We start from the raw sequence: 21780 nt of genomic DNA on the forward strand, positions 1-21780 counted from the left end.
AAGGCCTTCAGGATGATTCATGGAACGGGAATTGATCTGGTCGATATTGATCGGCTGAAAACGATCATCGAGAAATGGGACAGACGATTTCTGGAAAAGGTTTATTCTCCACAGGAAATAAGCTACTGCATGAAAAGGGCCGTGCCGGCCGTTCATTTTGCAGCCCGGTTTGCGGCAAAGGAAAGCTTTCTGAAATCTCTGGGCCTCGGCCTGGGCATGGGAATCAGGTTGAAGGACATCGAGGTGCAGAACGACAGCCAGGGAAGGCCTGTTATGAATCTTTACGGAGCGGCAAGGGCCATCCTCAGTGAACGCGGCGTCACGACCACCCATGTCAGCCTTTCGCATGGCCGCATGCAGGCCTGTGCCATTGTCATCCTGGAGAAATGAGCTACCGGAATGGCAATGAAAAGGAATCGCCGGATCACCGGGGGGAGTATCGAGGAGCGGTCATGAAGAAGTGCATCCTTTCTCGCAGCAATGAGGAAACGCTCCTGATCGGAGAAATCATCGGCCGATGCCTCGTATCGGGAGATATTGTGGCCCTGATCGGGGACCTGGGAGCCGGAAAGACGTGCCTTACACAGGGTATCGCCCGGGGCTTGGGTGTGCCGAAATCCTATGCCGTTGCAAGCCCAACGTTTACCCTCATCAATGAATATCCGGGACGCCACGTCCTGTATCATCTCGATGTCTACCGTCTTTCAGGGTCAAAGGACCTGGAAGAGATGGGCTATGAGGATTATTTTTATGGAAAGGGAGTGTCCGTGATCGAGTGGGCGGAAAAAATAGCGGATATTGTTCCGGAAACCGCAATCACAATTTGTTTCGCATTTGTGGATGAGCATTTGCGCAGAATAGAAATTTCCGCACCGGAAAAGCGCTTGGCGGAAATTGCATCAGCTCTGACTGGGGGAGGATTTTAATTTATGGCGCTCGTTGTTCAGAAATATGGCGGTACCTCTGTTGCCAACCTGGAGAAGATTGAAAACGTGGCCAGAAGGGTCATTAAGGAACGGCAGGCAGGCAACCAGGTCGTCGTTGTCCTTTCGGCCATGGCCGGCGAAACGAACCGTTTGATCGAACTGGCTCAGCAGGCTGCGGAAGATTATGACATCCGGGAGTACGACACCCTGATCTCCACGGGGGAGCAGGTGACGGTTTCCCTGCTGGCCATGGTTTTAAAGGGGATGGGCTATCCCGCCCGATCCTTCCTGGGATTTCAGGTCAGGATCATGACGGATCAGGCTCACACTCAGGCGAGAATCCTCAGCGTCGAAGACGCCGCATTGCGCCGTGAGCTGGAGAAAGGGGTCATTGCCGTCGTAGCGGGATTTCAAGGCGTCGATAAGGACAATAACATCACGACACTGGGACGAGGCGGATCCGACACGAGCGCCGTGGCGCTTGCGGCGGCCCTTCAAGCCGATGTGTGTGAAATCTACACGGATGTCGACGGGGTATACACAACGGACCCAGGCATCTGCAGCAATGCGAGACTGCTGACGAGGATCTCCTATGACGAGATGCTGGAGATGGCAAGGGCAGGGGCCAAGGTGCTGCAGCCGCGGTCGGTGGAGTTGGCAAAGAAGTATGATGTGCCTGTGTATGTTAAATCTTCGTTCAAGGATGATGTGGGAACACTGGTGACAAAGGAGGATAAGGAGATGGAGAGGGAAGTCGTATCGGGGGTAACGTATGACCGGGATCAGGCGAAGATCACGGTTATCCGCGTTCCCGACAAGGCGGGTGTCGCGTCGCGGCTGTTTACACCCCTTAGCGAGCACAATATTGTTGTCGATATGATCATTCAGAATGCGAGCCTGGAAGGATACACGGATCTCACCTTTACGGTATCGAGAAAAGATGTCAAGGAAACGAAGCGCCTGATCGAAGAGGCGGCCAGGGAGGTCGGCGCCGCCAGTGTGGAAGTGGACGATCAGGTAGCCAAGGTGTCCATCATCGGCGTGGGAATGATCAGCCATTCAGGCGTTGCTGCAAAGATGTTCTCCGCCCTGGCACAGGAGGGGATCAACATCATGATGATCAGTACCTCCGAGATCAAGGTGTCCTGTGTCATTCAATCGAAGTATACGGAACTGGCGGTAATGGTTTTGCATGACGCCTTTGGTCTGGAAAAGACGCCCTGAAAACCGCCCGGACTCAAAAAAATCCATCCCGGTCGTCATGAAGCGAGGCATCAGGAACAATCTTGGAGATAGCCAATGGCATGGGGCTGTTCTTGTTGCCTTGTCCGCACTCGTCATTCCTGCGCTGATCCATTTTTATCAGGAACATATCCGCCCGGCGCCGGTCATCCTCTCTGGACTGCCGGCTGAGGGCTGTCTTGCCGTTGAAGTGGACGGCGACGTTGAACAGAAGGGGATCTATTTCATCCGCAGGGGACAGAGGCTTTCCGACCTGTTAAGCATGCTGGGCATCGGCAGGTCTTCCCGGGCGCGCGACGCTTCGAGTCCCGATCTCTCCATGCCGCTGGATGACGGGATCAGGATCCATGTCACGACGGGAAACAGCCAGAGGTCTTCGATCGCCGTAGAAAGAATGGCGGCTTCAAAGAGGCTTGCCCTGAGCAGGCCCATTGATGTGAATCGTGCTTCTCTTGAAGAATTGATCCTAGTTCCCGGCATAGGAGAGAAGACAGCCCTGAAAATCATCGCGGCGAGAAACAGATCGGGAGGGTTCCGCCGTCTGGAGGATCTCATGAAAATCAAGGGGATAAAACGCAAAAGGCTGGCACGATTGAAGACGTACCTTTATGTGGAAGGTGTTTAGTTAACAAGGTCAAAAAAACCTGCTTCAGCCTGCAAAGGAATTGACCCCATCCGCTGAAAAGTGCATCCGGATGCCCGCCATATTGAAAAGTGATCATCCACCGCTGTTCCGGTATTGATTGAGATAATGCAGAACGCGCTGAACGTAATTCTGCGTCTCTCGATAGGGCGGGATGGTGTTGTTGTAGCGGGCAACGGCGCCTTCACCGGCATTGTACGCGGCAAGGGCCAGGGAAAGATTCCCTTTAAACAACCGCAGCAGGTAACGCAGATAACGAACGCCCCCATCAATATTGTTCTCCGGATGGAATGCATCCTGAACCTGCAGGTCGGCCGCCGTTGACGGCATCAGCTGCATCAAGCCTTTGGCTCCCACCGGCGAAACCGCCCGGTGATTGAAATTGGATTCCGCTTTGATGACGGCTTTGATCAGCGCCGAGTCGATGTTGTACTTTGCCGAGGCTTTCTGGATGAGATCATCGTACCGGGTGATGTCGCGGGATGAAACGGAGAAGATAATCCTCTGTTCCCTCATCACCAGATCGTATTTGACATTCGTCTGAACGGGTGCATTGGTCAAATGAATGACACCGCTTTTGTCGACATATTTATAAATGTCGGGATACCCGTTGGCCGGGACGAGGAGGAGGATGGTAAAGAGCAGAACGAAATATCCCCTCCGCGGAAGGCGCGGTGAAGGGAACTGTCGGAAACCTCTTGGTAAAGAATTGAAGTGCATCTCGCTCATGTTACTGATTCATACGTGAATGTGATTTCGAATACAAGTTTTTTTGACAGGAATTATCCTTGACATCAATATTCTATAGTGATAATGACCTCACCTGTTTATCGGAATGGAATTCAAGTCGGGGCGTAGCGCAGCTTGGTAGCGTATCTGAATGGGGTTCAGAGGGTCGGAGGTTCAAATCCTCTCGCCCCGACCATGAATACTGAGGGGTTAGAGAAAGTGAAGTCGGTTTCTCTAACCCTTTTTATTATGAATTGTACGGATGAAAACGCATCCGAATCTCTCATCAGGCACTTTTTGAGTTGCGGCAATCTTCTTCACGGAGGCCATGACCGCCTTTCCTAACGGGAATGGTTTTCACGATTTAAAGATTCCTAATGGGCGGAACTCCAAGCCGCCCGCGATAAAAAAGGTCATGTCTCTTGCGTGTTCAACATGATGGCGGCCATCTTTTTCATTCCTGCAGTATCGAAATCGTAAACAAGAAATGTGCCCGAACGCCTGAATGCGCCAACTCCAATCCCCTTCGCATTGGAATGATTTGTCGTTCAGGTGGCTCCCACATGCCCCTCGTAAGCGGGGCTGAAAGTAAAGGGGCTTTGAAAGAGGGGCACCTTTTCCAGGACAGGAACGCAGGTCGCCACCGGAAAAGGAGTGGGGAACGCAGGGGAGTCCTCCGGAGCGGTTTGGCAGAAATCGCCTCCGGTGCGGAGTTCGCTGTACCGTCTGTTCAATACAATAGCCGTTGACAATTCAACATCTAGTTAATATATACTGCCTTAGATTATCAGCGAGAGTGGCGGAATTGGCAGACGCACTGGACTTAGGATCCAGCCCGCCCGGCGGATAGGGGTTCAAGTCCCCTCTCTCGCACCATATGAAAGAGCGCATGGCCTGTTTTTAAATATCTTGATTAAGGAGTCAATATTGTGAGTGAACTGAGCGCTGCGGTGAAGGTTGAAGAAATCAGTCCTGTAAAGAAGAAGCTGACCATCGATGTACCCTGGACGGATGTCAAAAAGGAAAGGGACGCCGTATACCGTAATTACAGCAGAAAAGTAAAGATCAAGGGCTTTCGGCAGGGGAAAATCCCGAGGAAGATTCTTGAAGTTCATTATAAAGACTATGTAGAGGAAGAAACGATCTCGAATCTTGTCAATAAATTCACCGAAAATGCTCTCAAGGAGCACGAGATCAAGGCGGTCGGTCAGCCGGAGATCGATGAGAAGGGGATTGAAGAAGAGAAGGGCTTTTCTTTTTCCGCGACCTTCGAAGTGGAGCCGGATATCGACCCTCAGGGTTACCTGAACATGAATCTCGAGAAAGAAGAGCTCGTCGTCACAGACCAGGAGGTGGACAGCCGTCTTGACGAGATCAGAAAAATGTTCGGTACGCTGGAGGAGGTAACCGTTGACAGGGAAATACAGACCGGAGATTTCGTCACGATCGATTTTGAAGGCTCCGTCGAGGGTGAAACTCCCGAAGAGATGAAAAGGAACGACTATTTCCTGGAAATCGGCTCTAAAACAATGGTTCCCGGATTCGAAGATCAACTCATCGGAGAGAAGGTCGGAACTACAAAAGGAATAAAAATTGTATTCCCTGAAGATTACCAAGTCCGGAATGTCGCCGGAAAAGAGGCGGAATTTACCGTCACGATCAAAACCCTCAAGGAGAAAAAGCTCCCGGAACTCGATGAAAACTTTGTCAAGAATTTTGAGAAATATGAATCACTGGATGCTCTGAAAGCAGACGTGAGAAAGTCCATCTTCGAGGAGCAGGGGAAAAAGATCAATGATGACCTGGCCAAGCAGATCGTGGACAAACTGCTCGCGCAGAATGCCTTTGACGTGCCGGCAGCCTATGTCGAGCAGCAGATCTATTTCATGATCATGGAGGCGCAGAAACGGCTCATCTCCACAGGGATGGATCCACAGATGATCGCCCAGGTGAGTTCTTCATGGCGCGACAAATACCGGGAAGAAGCCGAGAGGATTGTAAAATCCTCCCTCCTGCTGAAGAATATCGCCAAAAAAGAGGCACTGGAGGCAACGGATGAGGAACTGGAAGCGCGCCTGAGAGAAATCGCCCAGCAGTATTCGCAGGACTATGAAAAAGTGGTCGAGTCTTTTGACGACAACATGAAAGAAAACGTCAAAAGTGACATCCTCAACAAGAAAATCTTTGAGTATATCGAACAGAAAGCCGATATAAAAATGGTTCAGAAGAGGGATTCCTCAACAGAGGAGGAAAAATAATGAATCTCATTCCAATGGTAGTCCAGCAGGATGGTCGAGGCGAACGGGCATACGATATCTACTCACGGCTTTTAAAGGATCGGATTATCTTTCTCGGAACTCCGATCGATGACGAAGTGGCGAACCTCATTATTGCTCAGCTGCTCTTTCTCGAGTCTGAAGATCCGGACAAGGAAATCTTTTTTTATCTGAATACCCCCGGCGGCCACATCAGTTCCGGAATGGCGATCTATGATACGATGCAATACATCAAGCCTCCTGTCGCCACGGTCTGTGTCGGTCAGGCGGCCAGTATGGGAGCTCTGCTGCTGGCGGCAGGAGAGAGGGGAAAGCGATCCGCACTGCCGCACTCAAGAATCCTGATCCACCAGCCCCTTGGCGGGTTTCAGGGCCAGGCAACCGATATCGACATTCAGGCGAAGGAGATTCTTCGATTGAAGGACGAACTGAGCATCATTCTCTCGGATTTGACGGGGCAGCCTCTGGAGAGGATCAAGACCGATACGGAGCGGGATTATTATATGACGAGCCGGCAGGCTAAGGAATATGGAATCATTGATGAAATTATCCTGAAGAGGACTTAATCCAACGAGGAAGACGTAATGGGTAGAAAAACAGACGGTTATTCCAAGGGACAGGAGATGCTTTTTTGTTCCTTCTGCGGGAAAACGCAAAGTGAAGTCAAAAAGCTCGTTGCCGGCCCGACGGCTTACATTTGCGATGAATGCATCGAGCTTTGCCGCTGCATCGTTGAAGAGGAGCGCACGACGGATTTAGGGCTGGACATTTCGAAAAGCATACCCCAACCACGGATGATCAAGGAGTTTCTGGATCAGTATGTCGTCGGCCAGGAGAGGCCCAAGAAGGTTCTTTCCGTTGCCGTGTACAATCACTACAAGCGGCTTGCCTCGCCAAGCGACAATGACGGGGTGGAGATTCAAAAAAGCAATGTCCTGTTGATCGGCCCCACCGGATCAGGGAAAACCCTCCTGGCAAAGACCCTGGCGAAGCTGTTGAATGTTCCCTTTACGATTGCCGATGCGACGACGCTGACCGAAGCCGGATACGTCGGGGAAGATGTGGAAAACATCATTCTCAGCCTCCTGCAGAATGCTGATTATGATGTGGAAAAGGCGTCGAAGGGCATCGTCTATATTGATGAAATTGACAAGATCGCCAAAAAATCGGGAAATCCCTCCATCACAAGAGACGTGTCGGGCGAGGGTGTTCAGCAGGCCCTGCTGAAAATCATCGAAGGGACAATGGCCAACATCCCGCCAAAAGGGGGAAGAAAACACCCTCAGCAGGAATTCATACAGGTTGATACAACGGGCATCCTTTTCATCTGCGGGGGCGCTTTCAACGACCTTCCCGATATCATCGCAAAGCGCATCGGGGTCAATGCCATGGGATTCGGGGCGGACATCAAAGGCAAAAGGGATCGGAAGGTCGGAGAACTGCTTTCAGAAGTCCAGCCCGAGGATCTGCTCAAGTGCGGCCTCATCCCCGAGTTCGTGGGGCGATTGCCGGTCATTGCACCGCTGAACGAACTGGATGAGGATGAATTGATCCGGATTCTGGTGGAACCCAAGGATGCCATCATCAAGCAGTACACAAAGGCTTTTGAGCGTGAAAATGTGAAGCTCCGATTTACGGACAGCGCCCTTCGCACCGTGGCCAAATTGGCCGTGGAAAGAAAATCCGGGGCCAGAGGGCTGCGGGCCATTCTGGAAAACGCCATGCTGGATGTCATGTACGACATCCCATCTCAGCAGGAGGTGCGTGAATGCGTCATCAATGACGATGTCGTGCTGAACAGGGCACAGCCCATCCTGCTTTTTGAAAAGAAATCGGAATCGGCCTGAGCCGTTTTGAAACAATAAAGATAAGAATAAAAGGCGAGAAAGACTAAAATGTTTGATTTTATAAAGAACAAGGAAAAAAATAATGTCATTTTCCTTCCTCTTCTGCCCCTGAGGGATGTGGTGGTGTTTCCGCACAGCATCGTTCCTCTTTTTGTCGGGCGGGAGAAATCCATCGCGGCACTCGAATCCGCCATGAAGGAGGAGAAGGGCATTTTCATGGTAGCCCAGAAAAATGCCAAGAAGGATGATCCTGTTGAAGAAGATATCTACAGGATCGGAACGGTAGGAATCATCATCCAGTTATTGAGACTTCCCGACGGTACGGTCAAGGTATTGGTGGAAGGCAAAAAACGGGCGCTCGTTAAGGAGTACATGCCGAATGAGGAATACTTCTATGTGCATGTCGAAGAGATTGATGAATCTGAAAATCAGGATGTCGTCAGGACGGAAGCCCTGGTGAGAAGCATCAATACGGCATTTGAGAATTATGTGAAGCTGAGCAAGAAGGTGCATGTCGAAATGGTGGGTACGATTGCCGCCATTGATGACCCTTCAAAGCTGGCCGATGTGGTTGCCTCCCACATCAACCTGAAGCTTGAGGAAAAGCAGAAAATCCTGGAAATATTTGACATTAACGAGCGTTTAGAGGCCATCTACGCGATGATCCTTTCTGAGATTGAAATCCTTGAAGTCGAAGAAAAAATCAAGAGACGCGTCAAAAAGCAGATGGAGAAAACTCAGAAGGATTATTATCTCAATGAGCAGATGCGGGCCATCCAGAAGGAAATGGGCGAAAAAGATGAGTTTAAGAATGAAATCGCCGAGTTGGAAAAGCGTCTGAAACAAAAGAAGTTATCTGAGGAAGCGGCCAAGAAGGTGCGCCAGGAAATCAAGAAGCTGCAGATGATGGCGCCGATGTCAGCCGAAGCCACCGTCGTTCGAAATTACATCGACTGGATCCTGGATATGCCATGGGCGGAACGGACGGAGAACGCCTATACCCTGAAGCAGTCGGAGGCCATCCTCGAAGAGGATCATTATGGACTCGAAAAGGTGAAGGAGCGGATCCTTGAATACCTGGCCGTTCAGACCCTGGTCCGAAAAAACAAGGGTTCCATCCTCTGTCTCGTCGGGCCTCCCGGTGTTGGCAAAACATCCATCGCCAAGTCCGTGGCAAGGGCTACGAACAGGAAGTTCGTTCGACTTTCTCTCGGGGGAGTCCGAGACGAAGCGGAAATCCGCGGCCACCGGAGAACCTATATCGGCGCACTGCCGGGCAAGATCATCCAGCTTCTGAAGAAAGCCGGATCAAACAACCCTGTTTTCTGTCTGGATGAAGTGGACAAGTTGAGCTCGGATTTTCGAGGAGATCCATCCTCCGCCCTGCTGGAAGTTCTTGATCCCGAACAGAACTATGCCTTCAACGACAATTACCTGGAGGTCGACTACGATCTCTCCGATGTGATGTTCATCACCACGGCCAATGTGCTGCAGACCATACCGGCTCCTCTGCAGGACCGGATGGAGGTGATTCGGATTGCGGGGTACACGGAACCGGAAAAGATGAACATTGCCAAGAGATTCCTGGTCAGCAAGGAAATGGAGGCGAACGGACTGAATTCCGAACAGATCGAATTTACCGATGGCGCCCTCCAGAGCATTATTCGCCAATACACACGGGAAGCCGGGGTCAGAAACCTTGAGAGGGAAATCGCCTCGATCTGCAGAAAAGTCGCCCGTGAAATCGTAACGAACGGCGGAAAGGGAAAGATTCGGATCACCTCGAAGGTCGTTACCAAGTATCTGGGGGTTCCAAAGCATCGACATGGCGAAGCGGAGGGGAAGGATGAAATCGGGATTACGGTAGGTCTCGCCTGGACAGAGGTGGGAGGAGAGCTCCTTGTGGTGGAGGCTTCCATTGTCAAGGGGACCGGCAAGCTTATCATGACGGGCAAACTGGGCGAGGTCATGCAGGAATCCGCACAGGCCGCTTTGACCTACGTCCGCTCCCGGGCTGACGTCTTTGGATTGGCCGAAGACTTTTACAAGGACGTGGACATCCATGTTCATGTCCCTGAGGGAGCCATACCGAAAGACGGACCATCCGCCGGAATTGCCATGGTGACGTCCATGACGTCGGCCTTCGCCAGGAGAAAGGTTCGCGGTGATCTGGCGATGACCGGAGAGATCACCCTGCGTGGCCGTGTCCTTCCCATCGGAGGATTGAAGGAAAAGCTGCTCGCCGCCCATCGGGCAAACATCAAGACCGTCGTCATTCCAAAGGACAATGAAAAGGATCTCGATGAAGTGCCGGCGAATATCTTAAAGTCGCTGGAGGTTATACGGGTCGATCACGTGGATGAGGTCCTGAAGGTTGCTTTGCTCAAGGAGGAAAAAGGCTCGGCTCCGGAATTTTCCGGAGAGCCCCCCTGCTTTGACACGTCCAAGATGTCGACCGTTAATCCGCCGCAGCTGGCGAGCTGACGGCTCCAGCGCTTGAGAAAGGGATCTCGGGAAGAATAACTTTTTGTGAGCCTATTTATCGCTTGACATTGCCGGGCTTTGCTGTTAGAAATCCAACCCTGCGATAGGCAAGAGCAAGGGCGGGTAGCTCAGCTGGGAGAGCGCCACGCTTACACCGTGGATGTCACAGGTTCGAGTCCTGTTCCGCCTACCATGAAGCATGGTGGGAATGCAACGAAAGAGCAGGCGAGTTGTATAAAATAGCGGGGTCGTAGTTAAGTTGGTTATAACGCCGGCCTGTCACGCCGGAGGGCGAGGGTTCGAGTCCCTTCGGCCCCGCCAGATCATAGAGAAAGGGGCCAATGAAAAGTTGGCCCCTTTCTTGTTTCATTCAATGGAAATTATCGATCCAGTATCCTCCCTCCGTGATTTTATGTGAAATAATACGATGCCTGCTGCCGTCATTTTTCCGCAACAGGAATCGAGGAAGGTAACGCCCCGTTCATCATGGGGAACAAGGAATTCAATAAAAAAGGTGATGCCATGAAATATGAAGGATCCATTTATCGTCCACCAAGCGAAGCTTACAGCTTATTGATTCAAGTCTCTACGGGCTGTTCACATAACAGGTGCACATTCTGTCCCTGTTTCAAGGACAAGAAATTTCGAATCAAGAGTTATGGTGAAATCGAAGAGGATATTGTCGAGGCCAGCCGCTATTCTTCCGTCGGAAAGGTATTCCTCTGCGATGGCGATGCCTTGATCATACCGCAGAAAAAGCTCGTTCCTATTTTTGAAGCCATCAACAGCCGCCTCAGGGGTGTGGAGCGGATCGGGCTGTATGGGAACGCCAAGAGCATTCTGCGAAAAACATCCAACGAATTGAAGAAGCTCAAAAGTCTCGGATTGCAGATCGTTTATCTGGGCGTCGAGACTGGAAACGAGGAGATATTGAGGGATATCCGAAAGGGTGTGACCTATGCTCAGCTTGTTGAGGCGGGGCGCAAAATCAAGGATGCTGGCATCCAGCTTTCCGTAACGGTTCTACTGGGCATTGGAGGCGTGGAAAAAAGTACGGAGCACGCAGTCGACACCGCCCGGATCTTGACGGACATCGATCCTGATTATGCCAGTGCGTTAACGGTTATGATCGTCCCCGGCACACCCTTGTATGAGGACTATCTTCAGGGAAGATTCGTCCTCCCCGACGAGTTCGGATGCCTGAAGGAGATCGAGCTCATGATCGATCAATCCAGCTTTACGAAATGTTTCTTTGCATCAAATCACGCATCCAATTATTACCCGGTAAAAGCCAACCTGCCTGAAGACAGGGAAAAGACGCTGCGCCTTCTTGCCGACGTCATTCAGAGGGGACAGCGCAGTATGCTGCGATCCGAACATTTGCGCGCCCTGTAACGTGTTCACTTTGCGAAGGCGCCAATAATGAGCCCGGGAACTCAACGGGCCGTTCCAGAGGACGAGGGCATCCTGCGGTCTTTCGACCGCAGGGATTCCCGGCTTTCGAATGGAGAGAATGCAATGCCGTTGAGCGTGGCACAGAGACGCCGAGGTAGAAATTAGACGTGAAGTTTTTAAACGAGTTGCTTTCAAGACCATCCATTCCGGCCGCCCTGCTGTCAAGTCTGCTCCTCCTGCTGTCCTTCCCAAAATTCGGTAACGGCCTTCTGGCATGGATTGCCCTGGTTCCGTTTTTTTATTCCCTGCGCGGAAAAACCGTTGCCCAGGGAGCAAAAACAGGCTTTTCCGTCGGGATGATCTTTTATGTCGGCCTCATCTATTGGATCGCCTACGTCATTGTCGTTTATGGAAATCTTCCCTACTTTGTCGGCATCGCACTGATGCTCCTGCTGTCAGCTTATCTGAGCCTTTATTTTGCCTTGTTCGCGGCAGGCGTCATTTATCTGAAAAGCAGAGATATCCCCCTGATTCTTTCCGCTCCGCTCCTGTGGGTCGTTCTCGAATTCGTAAAATCGAATCTTCTTGTCGGGTTCCCCTGGGAAAACCTCGGCCATTCCCAATATCTGCATTCCCGGCTCATTCAGATCGCCGATCTGACAGGCGGATACGGAATTTCGTTCTTGATCGTTCTTATCAATGCCATCGTCTATGATCTCTTGACCTTACGAAGGGAACGAAAGAAAGTTCTCATTGAAGTGGGGATGGGCGTGGTGCTGATGGCTTCCGTATGCCTCTACGGGATCCTGCGGGAAAGGCAGGTTCACGAAGCTGTCACAATGTCTCCCGCAACGCAGGTCTCACTGATACAGGGAAATGTCGATCAGAGCGTGAAATGGAGCCCGCTGTATCAGAAAGAAACGATGGAGATTTACCGCGCTCTGTCTCTGGCCGCTAAAAACGGTTCCGCGCCTGGCATGCTCGTCTGGCCGGAGACCGCCGTCCCCTTCTATTTCCAGGATGTGGACGACATGCACCTGAGGATCGTGTCCCTGGCCCTGCAAACGGGAAGCTGGCTGCTTTTCGGTAGCCCCAGTTACGCTGATGGTGAGGCCGGCCCAACCTTTTCGAACAGCGCATTTCTCCTGTCCCCCGAAGGGGAAACCGTCGCTCGATACGACAAAGTGCACCTGGTGCCCTACGGGGAATATGTTCCCTTGCGGCGTTTTTTCCCTTTTATTAAAAAGCTCACGGCTGGCATCGGGGACTTCAAGTCTGGAGAAGGCTTTTTCCCCATGGAGGCAGGCGGAAGAAAAATCGGGGTCCTGATCTGCTACGAAGGCATTCTGGCCGAGGCAGGCAGAGCCTATAAGCGGCAAGGGGCCGAACTTCTCGTTAACATTACCAATGATGCCTGGTTCGGAAAAACGTCAGCGCCCTATCAGCATCTGTCCATGACCGTTTTCCGCGCCGTTGAAAACCGGTTGTTTCTCGCGAGGGCCGCCAATACGGGAATTTCCGCCATTATCGATCCTGCGGGAAACATATTGAAGCAATCGGGAATTTTTGAGAGAACGATTCTGCAGGATGAGATTAAATTTGCAAAAATACCGACCTTGTATTCCAGATACGGGGATCTGTTTGTCTATATCTGCTTATTTCTATTGGTATCCATTTATTTCATATCGGAAAAAAGGAGGAAAAAATGCTCGAAAGTCTGCCAGCAAACATAGCCGAAATGGATAGAAAAATCCGTTATCTAGGGGAGTGTCTTTGACATCCCTGAGAAAGAAAAACGGATCAAGGAGCTTGATGCGGTTTCGCAGAAAGAGGATTTCTGGAGTGATCATGAGAAGGCCACTGCGATTCTGAAGGAAAAAAACAGCCTGGCGTCGGCCGTGGATGACTGGAATTCAAAGCGGAAGACCGTTACCGAGATGCAGGTCATCTATGAAATGGCTCTGGAGGAGCAGGATGAGGCCGCGCTGGAAGATATAGCCGGGGAATTGGAGGCCTTGGCAAAATCCGTCCGGGAAGCGGAGTTGAAGCTGATGCTTGGCAGCGAACAGGACCCCATGAATGCCATCATCTCAATCCATGCCGGAGCCGGTGGAACGGAAGCCCAGGACTGGGCGGAAATGCTGATGAGAATGTATCTCCGCTGGGCGGAAAAGCGAAGGTTCAAAACAACCATCATCGATTATCTTCCCGGCGATGAGGCGGGCATAAAAAGTGTTTCATTTACCCTCGAAGGGGAGTACGCCTACGGTTACGCCAAGGCGGAGGTAGGCATCCATCGGCTGGTCCGCATTTCGCCCTTTGATGCCGGAGCACGGAGGCACACATCCTTTGCCTCCGTTTTTGTCTATCCCGAGATTGATGATGAAATTGTCGTAGAGATCGATGAAAAGGATTTGCGGATCGACACTTACAGGTCTACAGGAGCCGGCGGCCAGCATGTCAACAAAACGGATTCAGCCGTTCGAATTACTCATGCCCCCACAGGGATTGTCGTTCAGTGCCAGAATGAGAGATCCCAGCACAAGAACAAAGCCATGGCCATGAAATACCTGAGGTCCCGGCTCTATGAGCTGAAGCTCCGGGAGCAGAATGAAAAGATGTCGGAGATCAACAAAACAAAGAAAGAGATTGCCTGGGGAAGTCAGATACGCTCCTATGTCCTTCAGCCTTACAAAATGGTCAAGGACCACAGAACCAATCTCGAGATCGGAAATGTGGGAAGGGTTCTGGACGGAGATATCGATGACTTGATAGAGGCTTACCTGATCCAGTAGGGTGGTAACCCGGCTTTTTTTTCATTGAAATGGCACCTTTTTGGTGAAATATCCGTGTAATGATGCGGATTATGCTTAGAAGTAATAGAAAAAATGTGGTATAGGATCACCACCATCAACAGTGATCCCACCGGCCAACGGATTCGGGTCATGTCAGAAAACAAAGGTCAGCTGGAAAGTTGACTTCAATCGCTGCTGTTCCAGAAAGGAGTTCACCCGCATGAAAAAGGCAATTCACAATACGATGACCTCCCTTTTCTTTATTCTTTTCCTGTCGCTGCTTCTGGCGCAGACGATTTGCGCCCAATCAAAGAATGAACAGGAGAGCCGGAATGAAGGGGCCCAAAAAGGCTTCTTCTTTTCGTTTTTTGGTGATCAGAAGAATTCGGGCAACAAGGTGCAGGATGCAGGTGATCAGGAGATCAAAAGCAGGAAGTCTTCGTATGCGGAGGTGTCAAGTCAGTCTTCCAATGAAGGGAATGACGAGGAGGGGAAGGAAGATGAGCGGGACCTCATGGAAGAAGCCCTTACCTACCTGAATTCATCGCAGAAGTTCTGGGAGCAGGGTGACATTGAAAAAGCGCTGGATTTTCTCGATCAGGCCTATACGCTGCTTCTGGAGACGGATGGGGACATCGAAATAGCCCGTCAGAAGGATGACCTGCGGCTGATGATTTCGAAAAGGCTGCTGGCCATTTACTCGTCGACACAGTCGAGGACCAAGGGAAGCCGTAGCGAGATCCCCCTGGTCATGAACGCCGATGTTGAAAGGGAAATCCGCTCTTTTCAGACCTGCGAGCGGGACTTTTTCATTTCATCCTATCAGCGTTCGGGGATTTATCGGGAGAGCATTCAAAAAGAGCTGAAAAAAGCCGGTTTGCCCGAAGAACTGGTATGGCTGCCCCTGGTTGAAAGCGGCTTTAAAATAGGGGCCTTATCAAAAGCGCGCGCCCTTGGGCTGTGGCAATTCATTCCGTCCACGGGATATGCATACGGCTTAAATCGCGATGAATGGATCGATGAGCGAATGAATGCCGACAAGTCGACCCAGGCGGCAATCAGTTATTTGAAGGAACTGCATGGCATGTTCGGAGACTGGCTGACCGTTCTGGCCGCTTACAACAGCGGTGAAGGCAGGGTGATGAGAGTCATTTCGCGGCAGCACATCAACTATCTGGATCGCTTCTGGGATTTGTACCATCAGCTGCCCAACGAGACCGCACGCTACGTGCCTCGTTTCCTGGCCACACTCCACATTATCCGTGATCCTGGAAGATATGGCTTCGATTTGACAGCGGATGCGCAGCTCAAGCCCTGCGAATTCAAAGCGGCAAAATCCTACCGGCCGATGAAACTTCAGGATGTGGCCTTTTTCACCGGCGTTCCGGAAGAGGTATTGATTGGGCTCAATTCGGAATTGCGTCACAGAATAACACCGGACAAGGAATACGATCTGAAGCTTCCGGTGGAAGCCGCTGAGAAGTATGCGCAGGTTGTCGATTCGATTCCACAAGCGGAAAGGCCCACCCTTTCCTTCCTGTCTTCAAGTTCAACTCCAGGCAGGGAAACGCACAAACCGGAGCGTATTTCGGACAGCAGGAAAAGCCGGGTGAAGTATGTAAGCCACAGGGTCAAGCGTGGGGAATCCATCGGCTCGATAGCAAGGCGGTATAAGGTGTCGCCCCGGAGATTGGCGTCCTACAATTCAATTTCTGCGAGAAGGTCTTTGAAGTCCGGGCAGAGTATCCGAATTCCCATCGGCAATGAGGAGAGTCTCGATAAGGCGCCTGTTCGTTCAGCAAAAGCGGATCATTCCAGCAGAAAGGGGACAAGGATCAGCTATAAGGTAAAGCGGGGAGACTCCATTTCTTCCATTGCGCGAAAATTCGGAACCAGTGAATCGGAAATAAAAAAGCTCAACGGCCTTAAAGGGAAAAAGCTGGTCCTCGGCAAAGTCATTAAAATAAGCCGCAACGGGGGAGATCAGGACGATCTTTCCGAGGTCATCGAGCCGAAAAAGGATCTGAAGAAAAAAGGGAAGAAGCGGATGAGCCAAACGGAAAAGAGAAAGACCTATATGGTTAAAAGGGGTGACAACCTTTCCCGGATCGCACAGAAAAACAGCATCGATCTGGCCCGGCTCAAGGAAATGAACGAAATCGACGATGCAAACGAGCTTCGTCCGGGACAGACGTTGATCGTGCAGTAGGTGGAATCACAGTCCACCCGTTAAAAGTCAAAGATCCAGCGGGTAGCCATGGAGCAGGAAGAAGAGTTCCTGCTCTTTTTTTTGCATCTCTTGTGTCCGGTCGGGATCCGGATGTTCGTGATCGTAGCCCAGGATATGCAGGAGTCCGTGAATGAGCAGAAAGTCCAGTTCATCCTCCAGAGGAATCCCCCCCTTTTCAGCATCCCGGAGAGCCGTTTCAACAGAGATGACAACATCGCCCAGAAGGCCGGGATTGATGCCGGAGTATTCTCCTTCCAGAAACGAAAAGGAAATGACGTTGGTGGGATAATTCCTGCCCAGGTAGCGCTCGTTGATCCCGGTTATTTCATCGTCATCGGTCAGAAGAAGGCTGATATCGCTGTCCGCACAATCCACATGGAGAAGAAGCTTTTTCAGGGCCCGCCGCAATCGCCGCAGATCAATTTTTGCCTTTTTCTGATGGTTTTGAATCGATATGGCCATTGGCATCCTTTCGATGAGCGCTTTCCCGGTCGGTTTGTTCGGGGTAATTAACGCGGTGATGAAAGATCCCGTTTAAGATCCGTATAAAAATTTCCGCAATCCTGCTCAGGTCGCGCATGGTCAGCTCGCATTCATCGAGCTGCCCGTCCATGAATATTTTCTCAATCCGGTCATGAACGAGATTGCTGATTCTGGACGGCGTAGGGTTGGACAGAGTCCGAGACGAAGCTTCAATGGCGTCTCCCAGGAGGACAAGCCCAGCCTCCTTGGTCTGCGGTTTCGGCCCCGGATAACGGAAATCGCTTTCAGGGAGGGAACTGATGGAGGTGTCCTTGTCCTTTTTGGCCTTGTCATAGAAAAAGCGAACCAGTCCCGTGCCGTGATGTTCTCGGATGATATCGGTAATTTCCTTGCCCAGTTTTGCCTGCTGCGCGATTTCACATCCGTCTTTAACATGAGAGATGATCACCAGGCCGCTCATTCTGGGGGAAAGCTTATCGTGCCTGTTGTCGCCGTTTCTCTGGTTTTCAATGAAGTATAGTGGCTTTTTCAGCTTGCCGATATCGTGGTAATAAGCGCTGACCTTGGCGAGCAGCGGGTTCGCGCCGATGGCTTCGGCGGCCGCTTCGACAAGGGAGGCAACAACGACGCTGTGATTGTAGGTTCCCGGTGCCTCCATCATCATTCGCTGGAATATCGGTGAATTCAAATTGGCTAATTCCAGAAGTTTGATGTCCGTCGTGTAGTTGAAAATGGATTCTAAAAGCGGGGTCAGACCGGCGACCAGGATGCCGGAAAGAAGGCCTCCTGCAAGTCCCATGGCCAGTCGGGCTATGAGATCAATGGAAAGGGGGGCTTTGAACACAAGGCTGAGACAGATAATCACGGCCATGTTGAAGAACCCCAGGAAGAGGCCGGCCTTGAAAAAAGCGGAGCGCTGGCGGCAGCTTACAACATGGTACGAGGCGGCGACGCTTCCCAGAAAGCAAAAGAGGCTCATTTTGATGTCATAGTCAAACAGGAAGGAAACGAGAAACGATAGGAAAATGGTCAACACGAGAGCCAGATTCCGATTGGTCAACACGGCGACGAGCATGGCCCCTGCAGCAAAGGGGATGGCATAGAGGAAGGCCTCGGTGGAAAGAGTGGGGAATGCCCGGTTGACGGCATCGGAAATAAAAATTCCCGCCTTGACCATAAGGATTGAAAAAACAGAGATCGTGGACAGAAATAGGCTGTTGACGATGCTTCGCTCCTGCCTCTTGGGCCAGTTCCTTGTGCGCCAGAAGTAAAGAACGAGAGAGAGAATGACAATGGTCAAGAAAATCCCAAGCAAAACAGAAAAATCTGCAAGGGATTCCTGTCCCTTTCTGCTGTAGAATGCATCCAGCTTTTCCTTGTCGAGTTCGGAAATTTTCTGGCCCTCACGGACGATCATTTCATTTTTCTGAACAAGGAAAAAGACGGGTTTGACGGTATCCAGGGTTTCCGCCTTCTTTTTCTCCGTCGCATTTCGGTTGAACGTCACATTCGGCTGGATCAGCCTCTTGGTGAAGGAAAGAACCGTCTGTCGGACCTCTTTTTTCTGACCCTGCAGAAGAGCCCCGGCCTCTTGAATCAAAAGATCGTAGGCATTTTCCAGAGAAAGAAGATCTGACAAGTCGGCCAGGTTCTGTTCCTGTTGGGTCCGGACGTTTCGAAGTGTGATTCCCAGGGACATGTCCTGGGCCAGCAATCTGGTATTGACAAAATATCGATTGATATAGACGGCACGAAGAAGCTGTACGATCTTCTCTTCGAGGCTCTCGGAAAAATTTTCCTGAAGGAGAATTCTCAACTCCTGTTCGGAGAGCTTGATTCCAAGGCTTTGCTGAAATTGGTTAATGGCCCCGTGGAAGGCCTTATTGCTGAAAGGTGAGGGGAGTCCGGTCAGGCCCTCGTTTGCTGGATCCTTCAGAAAAATCCGCATTTTGGAAAAAGCTGAGGAAACAGATGACACAAGATGTTCCGCCAGGGCATTGTCATAGTCGTAAACGGATTTCGTGCCCTGGATGCTTTCCCGCTTCTTCTGCTCGGTAGAGGCCCTGTCTTCAACGAGCAAATCCTTGTCCGCTTTAATGTCCTTGGGAGCGATGGAGCCGATCTTGAACTGCGGATGGCTGATGTAGAATTCCGGTGTAATCAGAAAGGAAAGAATGACGGCGACGATCACGAGGACGGCCATCCGCTGGAACTTCACGTTTTTGGCCAGCGCCGGCATGTCCGGTATCTTCGCCGCCAGTTCCCGGGACAAACTGCGGAAATAATCCTTTGTCAGATCGATTATCTTCATGATTCCCGGTGAGCTGAAGAGCCCTTGACTTTCGAGCTTTGAAAATGGCCGTAGGCCTTGATGACTTCCTGCACCAACGAGTGCCGGACCACATCCACCTCCGTAAAATGGATGAAGCGTATTCCCGGTGTTCTGCCGAGAATCTGTTCGGCCTCAACAAGGCCGGAGACTTTGTCGGCAGGAAGATCGATCTGCGTGATATCACCCGTAATGACGGCTTTAGAGCCGAAGCCCAATCGGGTGAGAAACATTTTCATCTGTTCCGAGGTCGTATTCTGGGCTTCGTCGAGAATCACAAAGGCATCATTGAGGGTTCTTCCCCGCATGAAGGCAAGGGGGGCAACTTCGATAATCCCCTTGGTAATAAGGCCCGTTGCCCTGTCAAAATCCATCATATCGAACAATGCGTCATACAGGGGTCTCAGGTAGGGATTGACTTTCTCGGCCAGGTCGCCCGGAAGGAATCCCAGTCTTTCTCCTGCCTCGACAGCGGGCCGGGCCAGAACGATCCGCTCCACTTTCTTGTCCAGCAGAAATGATACGGCCATGGCCATGGCCAGGTATGTTTTGCCTGTCCCTGCAGGACCGATGCAGAAGGTCATGTCGTGGGTCCGTATGGCGTCGATGTATTTTTTCTGGGCGATGCTTTTGGGGGTGATGATCCGCTTCTTGGACGAAATAAAGACCGTGTCGAGAAAGATTTTTTCCAGGGAGAGGGACTTGTCCCCGGCCAGGATGCGATGGGCATAATCGATGTCTGAGGGAAAGACGGGATAGCCCCGCTGGATCAGTTTGTAAAGCTGCAGCAGAAGGGTTTTCACCAGCTCGACGGAAATCGCGTCTCCCGAGACGGAAACGGTGTTTCCCCTTGCGGCCAGCTTGACGGGCTCCAGTTTCTCTATGAGATGAATGTTCCTGTCCTGCTCACCGAGGAGATATTTCAATGTGTCGTTATGCGTGAACGTCAGTTTTTCAACGACATCGGATTCAAGTGCGGTTTTCGATACCATGGGTTTCCTTGAAAAAATAATAATCAAAATAACGGTGAAAACGCTAACACTATACAAAAACGTTTTCAACGTCTTTGTAGGGGTCTTTTATTTCTGTAAAAACAGATGGGCAAAGACTTTTGCATTGCCAAGCATGGTGTCCAGGCTGCAACACTCGTTGGGCTGATGGGCTTTTTGCCCCACTTTTGACCACACGGCGACAGGGTAACCCTGTCGCCGGAAATGAGCCGCCACGGTTCCGCCTCCTATCCCGCGAGGAAAGGCATCCAGGGAATAGATTTCCGAGATGGCCTTCTTCAATGCTTGAACGACGGGGGCATTTTCCGGCGTGGGCAAAGAGGCTTCAGTCTCCTGAACGGCCGTTATGTCGATCTTCACCCCGAAATCCTGTTCGATGGAGTCGGCTGTCTTCCTGATCTGTTGCCAGACGCCGGCAAGGCTGTAATCCGGGAGAACGCGGCAATCCATGAAAAAGACGTCCTCTCCCGGGATGGTGTTGACATTCGGGACGTTGGCGTCCTTTCGTGTCGGTTCGAAGGTGCTTACCGGCGGCTCAAAGAGCGCGTCGCTTCTGCTGAACAGGTTGTACAGTTCCGTCAGTTTCACAATGAGATGGGAGGCGGCCAGAAAGGCATTTCTTCCCAAATGAGGCTTGCTTCCGTGGCATTGCTTTCCCGTTGTCTTAACCCGAAGCCAGAGGATGCTCTTCTCCGCGATCTCGATCAATGACCCTTCCTCGTTGCCTGCATCGGGCACGACAATGAGGTCCGTCTTCCGGAAGGGATTCCGAGAATCCTTGAGGATAAAATCCAGGCCGAAAAGGCTTCCCGTTTCTTCGTCGGCGACAAAGGCCAGGCCGATGGAAGACTCCGGTTCTATTCCCTCATCCACCAGGGATCTGGCCGCGAAGAGGGACGCGATGAGGTCCTGCTGATTGTCTTCCGTGCCCCTTCCGAAGACGAGCCTGTCCGTGACGACGACCTGATAGGGGTCGTGGCTCCAGAAGCTCAACTCCCCGGGAGGAACGATGTCCAGATGGGTCAGAAGCCAGACTGTTTTCTCCGTATCCCTGCCCGGGAGCGTGACCAGCAAATTGGAGCGGATGCCCGAAGCCACTCTTGGATCGGGTGCGTTTATCTCAGAGGTATTCTTGAAGCCCCATTCCTGAAGGATCGATTTCAGAAAACCTGCCTTCTCGTATTCACCCTGCCCCCCGCTCTCAGGGGACAGGGCTGGAATGGCCGTCAAGGACCGCTGCATTTCAATCATTGCCTCTTCATAGGAATCAATTCTGCGGCATAATTTCTGGAACGCCTTCCGATCAATCATTGCCATTTATTCATCATCTCCCTCATGTGTTATAAATATCCCCCTGGGTAAAAAGGAACGCCCATCGTAACGGGTCGGAA

17 protein-coding genes and 4 tRNA genes are annotated in these 21780 nt (G+C 51.4%); 16 read left to right on the forward strand and 5 right to left on the reverse strand.

Annotation, left to right across the window (positions count from 1 at the left end; all coding sequences use genetic code 11):
• The first annotated feature begins 12 nt into the window (after positions 1-12).
• The 4 genes from acpS to AB3175_RS01280 are packed head-to-tail and all read left to right on the forward strand — an operon-like array spanning position 13 to position 2793.
• The gene (gene acpS / locus AB3175_RS01265) at positions 13-390 is read left to right on the forward strand and encodes a holo-ACP synthase (protein WP_367359124.1); all 378 of its coding nucleotides are present in this window, start codon (positions 13-15) and stop codon (positions 388-390) included.
• Complete coding sequence (tsaE, locus tag AB3175_RS01270; RefSeq protein WP_367359125.1) at positions 387-926, forward strand: tRNA (adenosine(37)-N6)-threonylcarbamoyltransferase complex ATPase subunit type 1 TsaE; 540 nt, start codon at positions 387-389, stop codon at positions 924-926. Before acpS ends, tsaE begins: the two co-directional genes overlap by 4 nt.
• A gap of 3 nt (positions 927-929) precedes the next feature.
• The gene (locus AB3175_RS01275) at positions 930-2150 is read left to right on the forward strand and encodes an aspartate kinase (RefSeq protein ID WP_367359126.1); all 1221 of its coding nucleotides are present in this window, start codon (positions 930-932) and stop codon (positions 2148-2150) included.
• 37 nt (positions 2151-2187) lie between these two features.
• Positions 2188-2793 (forward strand): ComEA family DNA-binding protein, encoded by a 606-nt coding sequence (locus tag AB3175_RS01280; protein WP_367359127.1) that lies wholly within the window; start codon positions 2188-2190, stop codon positions 2791-2793.
• 93 nt (positions 2794-2886) lie between these two features.
• On the opposite strand, the gene AB3175_RS01285 is transcribed toward AB3175_RS01280, so the two are convergent.
• The gene (locus tag AB3175_RS01285; protein ID WP_367359128.1) at positions 2887-3540 is read right to left on the reverse strand and encodes a transglycosylase SLT domain-containing protein; all 654 of its coding nucleotides are present in this window, start codon (positions 3538-3540) and stop codon (positions 2887-2889) included.
• A gap of 119 nt (positions 3541-3659) precedes the next feature.
• On the opposite strand from AB3175_RS01285, the gene AB3175_RS01290 reads away from it, so the two are divergent.
• From AB3175_RS01290 to AB3175_RS01345, 12 genes are all read left to right on the forward strand, one after another.
• A tRNA-Pro gene (locus AB3175_RS01290) sits at positions 3660-3736 on the forward strand.
• 594 nt (positions 3737-4330) lie between these two features.
• Positions 4331-4416, forward strand: a tRNA-Leu gene (locus AB3175_RS01295).
• A 53-nt stretch (positions 4417-4469) separates the two neighbouring features.
• Positions 4470-5798: a trigger factor gene (gene tig / locus AB3175_RS01300; RefSeq protein ID WP_367359129.1), complete on the forward strand. Its 1329-nt coding sequence runs from the start codon at positions 4470-4472 to the stop codon at positions 5796-5798.
• A complete protein-coding gene (gene clpP / locus AB3175_RS01305) occupies positions 5798-6382 on the forward strand; it encodes an ATP-dependent Clp endopeptidase proteolytic subunit ClpP (RefSeq protein ID WP_367359130.1) in 585 nt (194 codons plus the stop codon). The genes tig and clpP overlap by 1 nt, the downstream gene beginning before the upstream one ends.
• Before the next feature lie 18 nt (positions 6383-6400).
• Positions 6401-7663: an ATP-dependent Clp protease ATP-binding subunit ClpX gene (gene clpX, locus AB3175_RS01310; protein ID WP_367359131.1), complete on the forward strand. Its 1263-nt coding sequence runs from the start codon at positions 6401-6403 to the stop codon at positions 7661-7663.
• 48 nt (positions 7664-7711) lie between these two features.
• On the forward strand, positions 7712-10147 hold the full coding sequence (gene lon, locus AB3175_RS01315) for an endopeptidase La (RefSeq protein ID WP_367359132.1): 2436 nt from the start codon (positions 7712-7714) through the stop codon (positions 10145-10147).
• A gap of 117 nt (positions 10148-10264) precedes the next feature.
• Positions 10265-10340: transfer RNA gene (locus AB3175_RS01320), tRNA-Val, on the forward strand.
• A gap of 51 nt (positions 10341-10391) precedes the next feature.
• Positions 10392-10468: transfer RNA gene (locus AB3175_RS01325), tRNA-Asp, on the forward strand.
• A gap of 201 nt (positions 10469-10669) precedes the next feature.
• Entirely contained in the window at positions 10670-11542 is an 873-nt protein-coding gene (locus AB3175_RS01330; RefSeq protein WP_367359133.1) for a radical SAM protein, read from the forward strand.
• A 167-nt stretch (positions 11543-11709) separates the two neighbouring features.
• Positions 11710-13275 carry an apolipoprotein N-acyltransferase gene (gene lnt / locus AB3175_RS01335; protein ID WP_367359134.1) on the forward strand — a complete coding sequence of 522 codons (1566 nt, stop codon included), beginning with the start codon at positions 11710-11712 and terminating at the stop codon, positions 13273-13275.
• A protein-coding gene (gene prfB / locus AB3175_RS01340) for a peptide chain release factor 2 (RefSeq protein ID WP_367359135.1) occupies positions 13248-14337 on the forward strand; the annotation gives its coding sequence in 2 pieces (ribosomal slippage) (positions 13248-13316 and positions 13318-14337; 1089 coding nt in all). The genes lnt and prfB overlap by 28 nt, the downstream gene beginning before the upstream one ends.
• 220 nt (positions 14338-14557) lie before the next feature.
• Complete coding sequence (locus AB3175_RS01345; protein WP_367359136.1) at positions 14558-16546, forward strand: LysM peptidoglycan-binding domain-containing protein; 1989 nt, start codon at positions 14558-14560, stop codon at positions 16544-16546.
• A 27-nt stretch (positions 16547-16573) separates the two neighbouring features.
• Here the strand turns inward: AB3175_RS01345 and ybeY are convergent, their stop codons facing one another.
• The 4 genes from ybeY to AB3175_RS01365 form a co-directional block, all read right to left on the reverse strand.
• Positions 16574-17029, reverse strand: a complete 456-nt coding sequence (ybeY, locus tag AB3175_RS01350; RefSeq protein WP_367359137.1) for an rRNA maturation RNase YbeY — start codon at positions 17027-17029, stop codon at positions 16574-16576.
• A complete protein-coding gene (locus tag AB3175_RS01355; protein WP_367359138.1) occupies positions 16986-19361 on the reverse strand; it encodes an HD family phosphohydrolase in 2376 nt (791 codons plus the stop codon). Before AB3175_RS01355 ends, ybeY begins: the two co-directional genes overlap by 44 nt.
• Entirely contained in the window at positions 19358-20371 is a 1014-nt protein-coding gene (locus AB3175_RS01360) for a PhoH family protein (RefSeq protein ID WP_367359139.1), read from the reverse strand. Before AB3175_RS01360 ends, AB3175_RS01355 begins: the two co-directional genes overlap by 4 nt.
• An 87-nt stretch (positions 20372-20458) precedes the next feature.
• Positions 20459-21706: a M20 family metallo-hydrolase gene (locus tag AB3175_RS01365; RefSeq protein WP_367359140.1), complete on the reverse strand. Its 1248-nt coding sequence runs from the start codon at positions 21704-21706 to the stop codon at positions 20459-20461.
• Positions 21707-21780 lie beyond the last annotated feature (74 nt).

It is taken from the genome of Syntrophus sp. (in: bacteria) (assembly GCF_040768185.1).
Lineage (GTDB): Bacteria > Desulfobacterota > Syntrophia > Syntrophales > Syntrophaceae > Syntrophus > Syntrophus buswellii.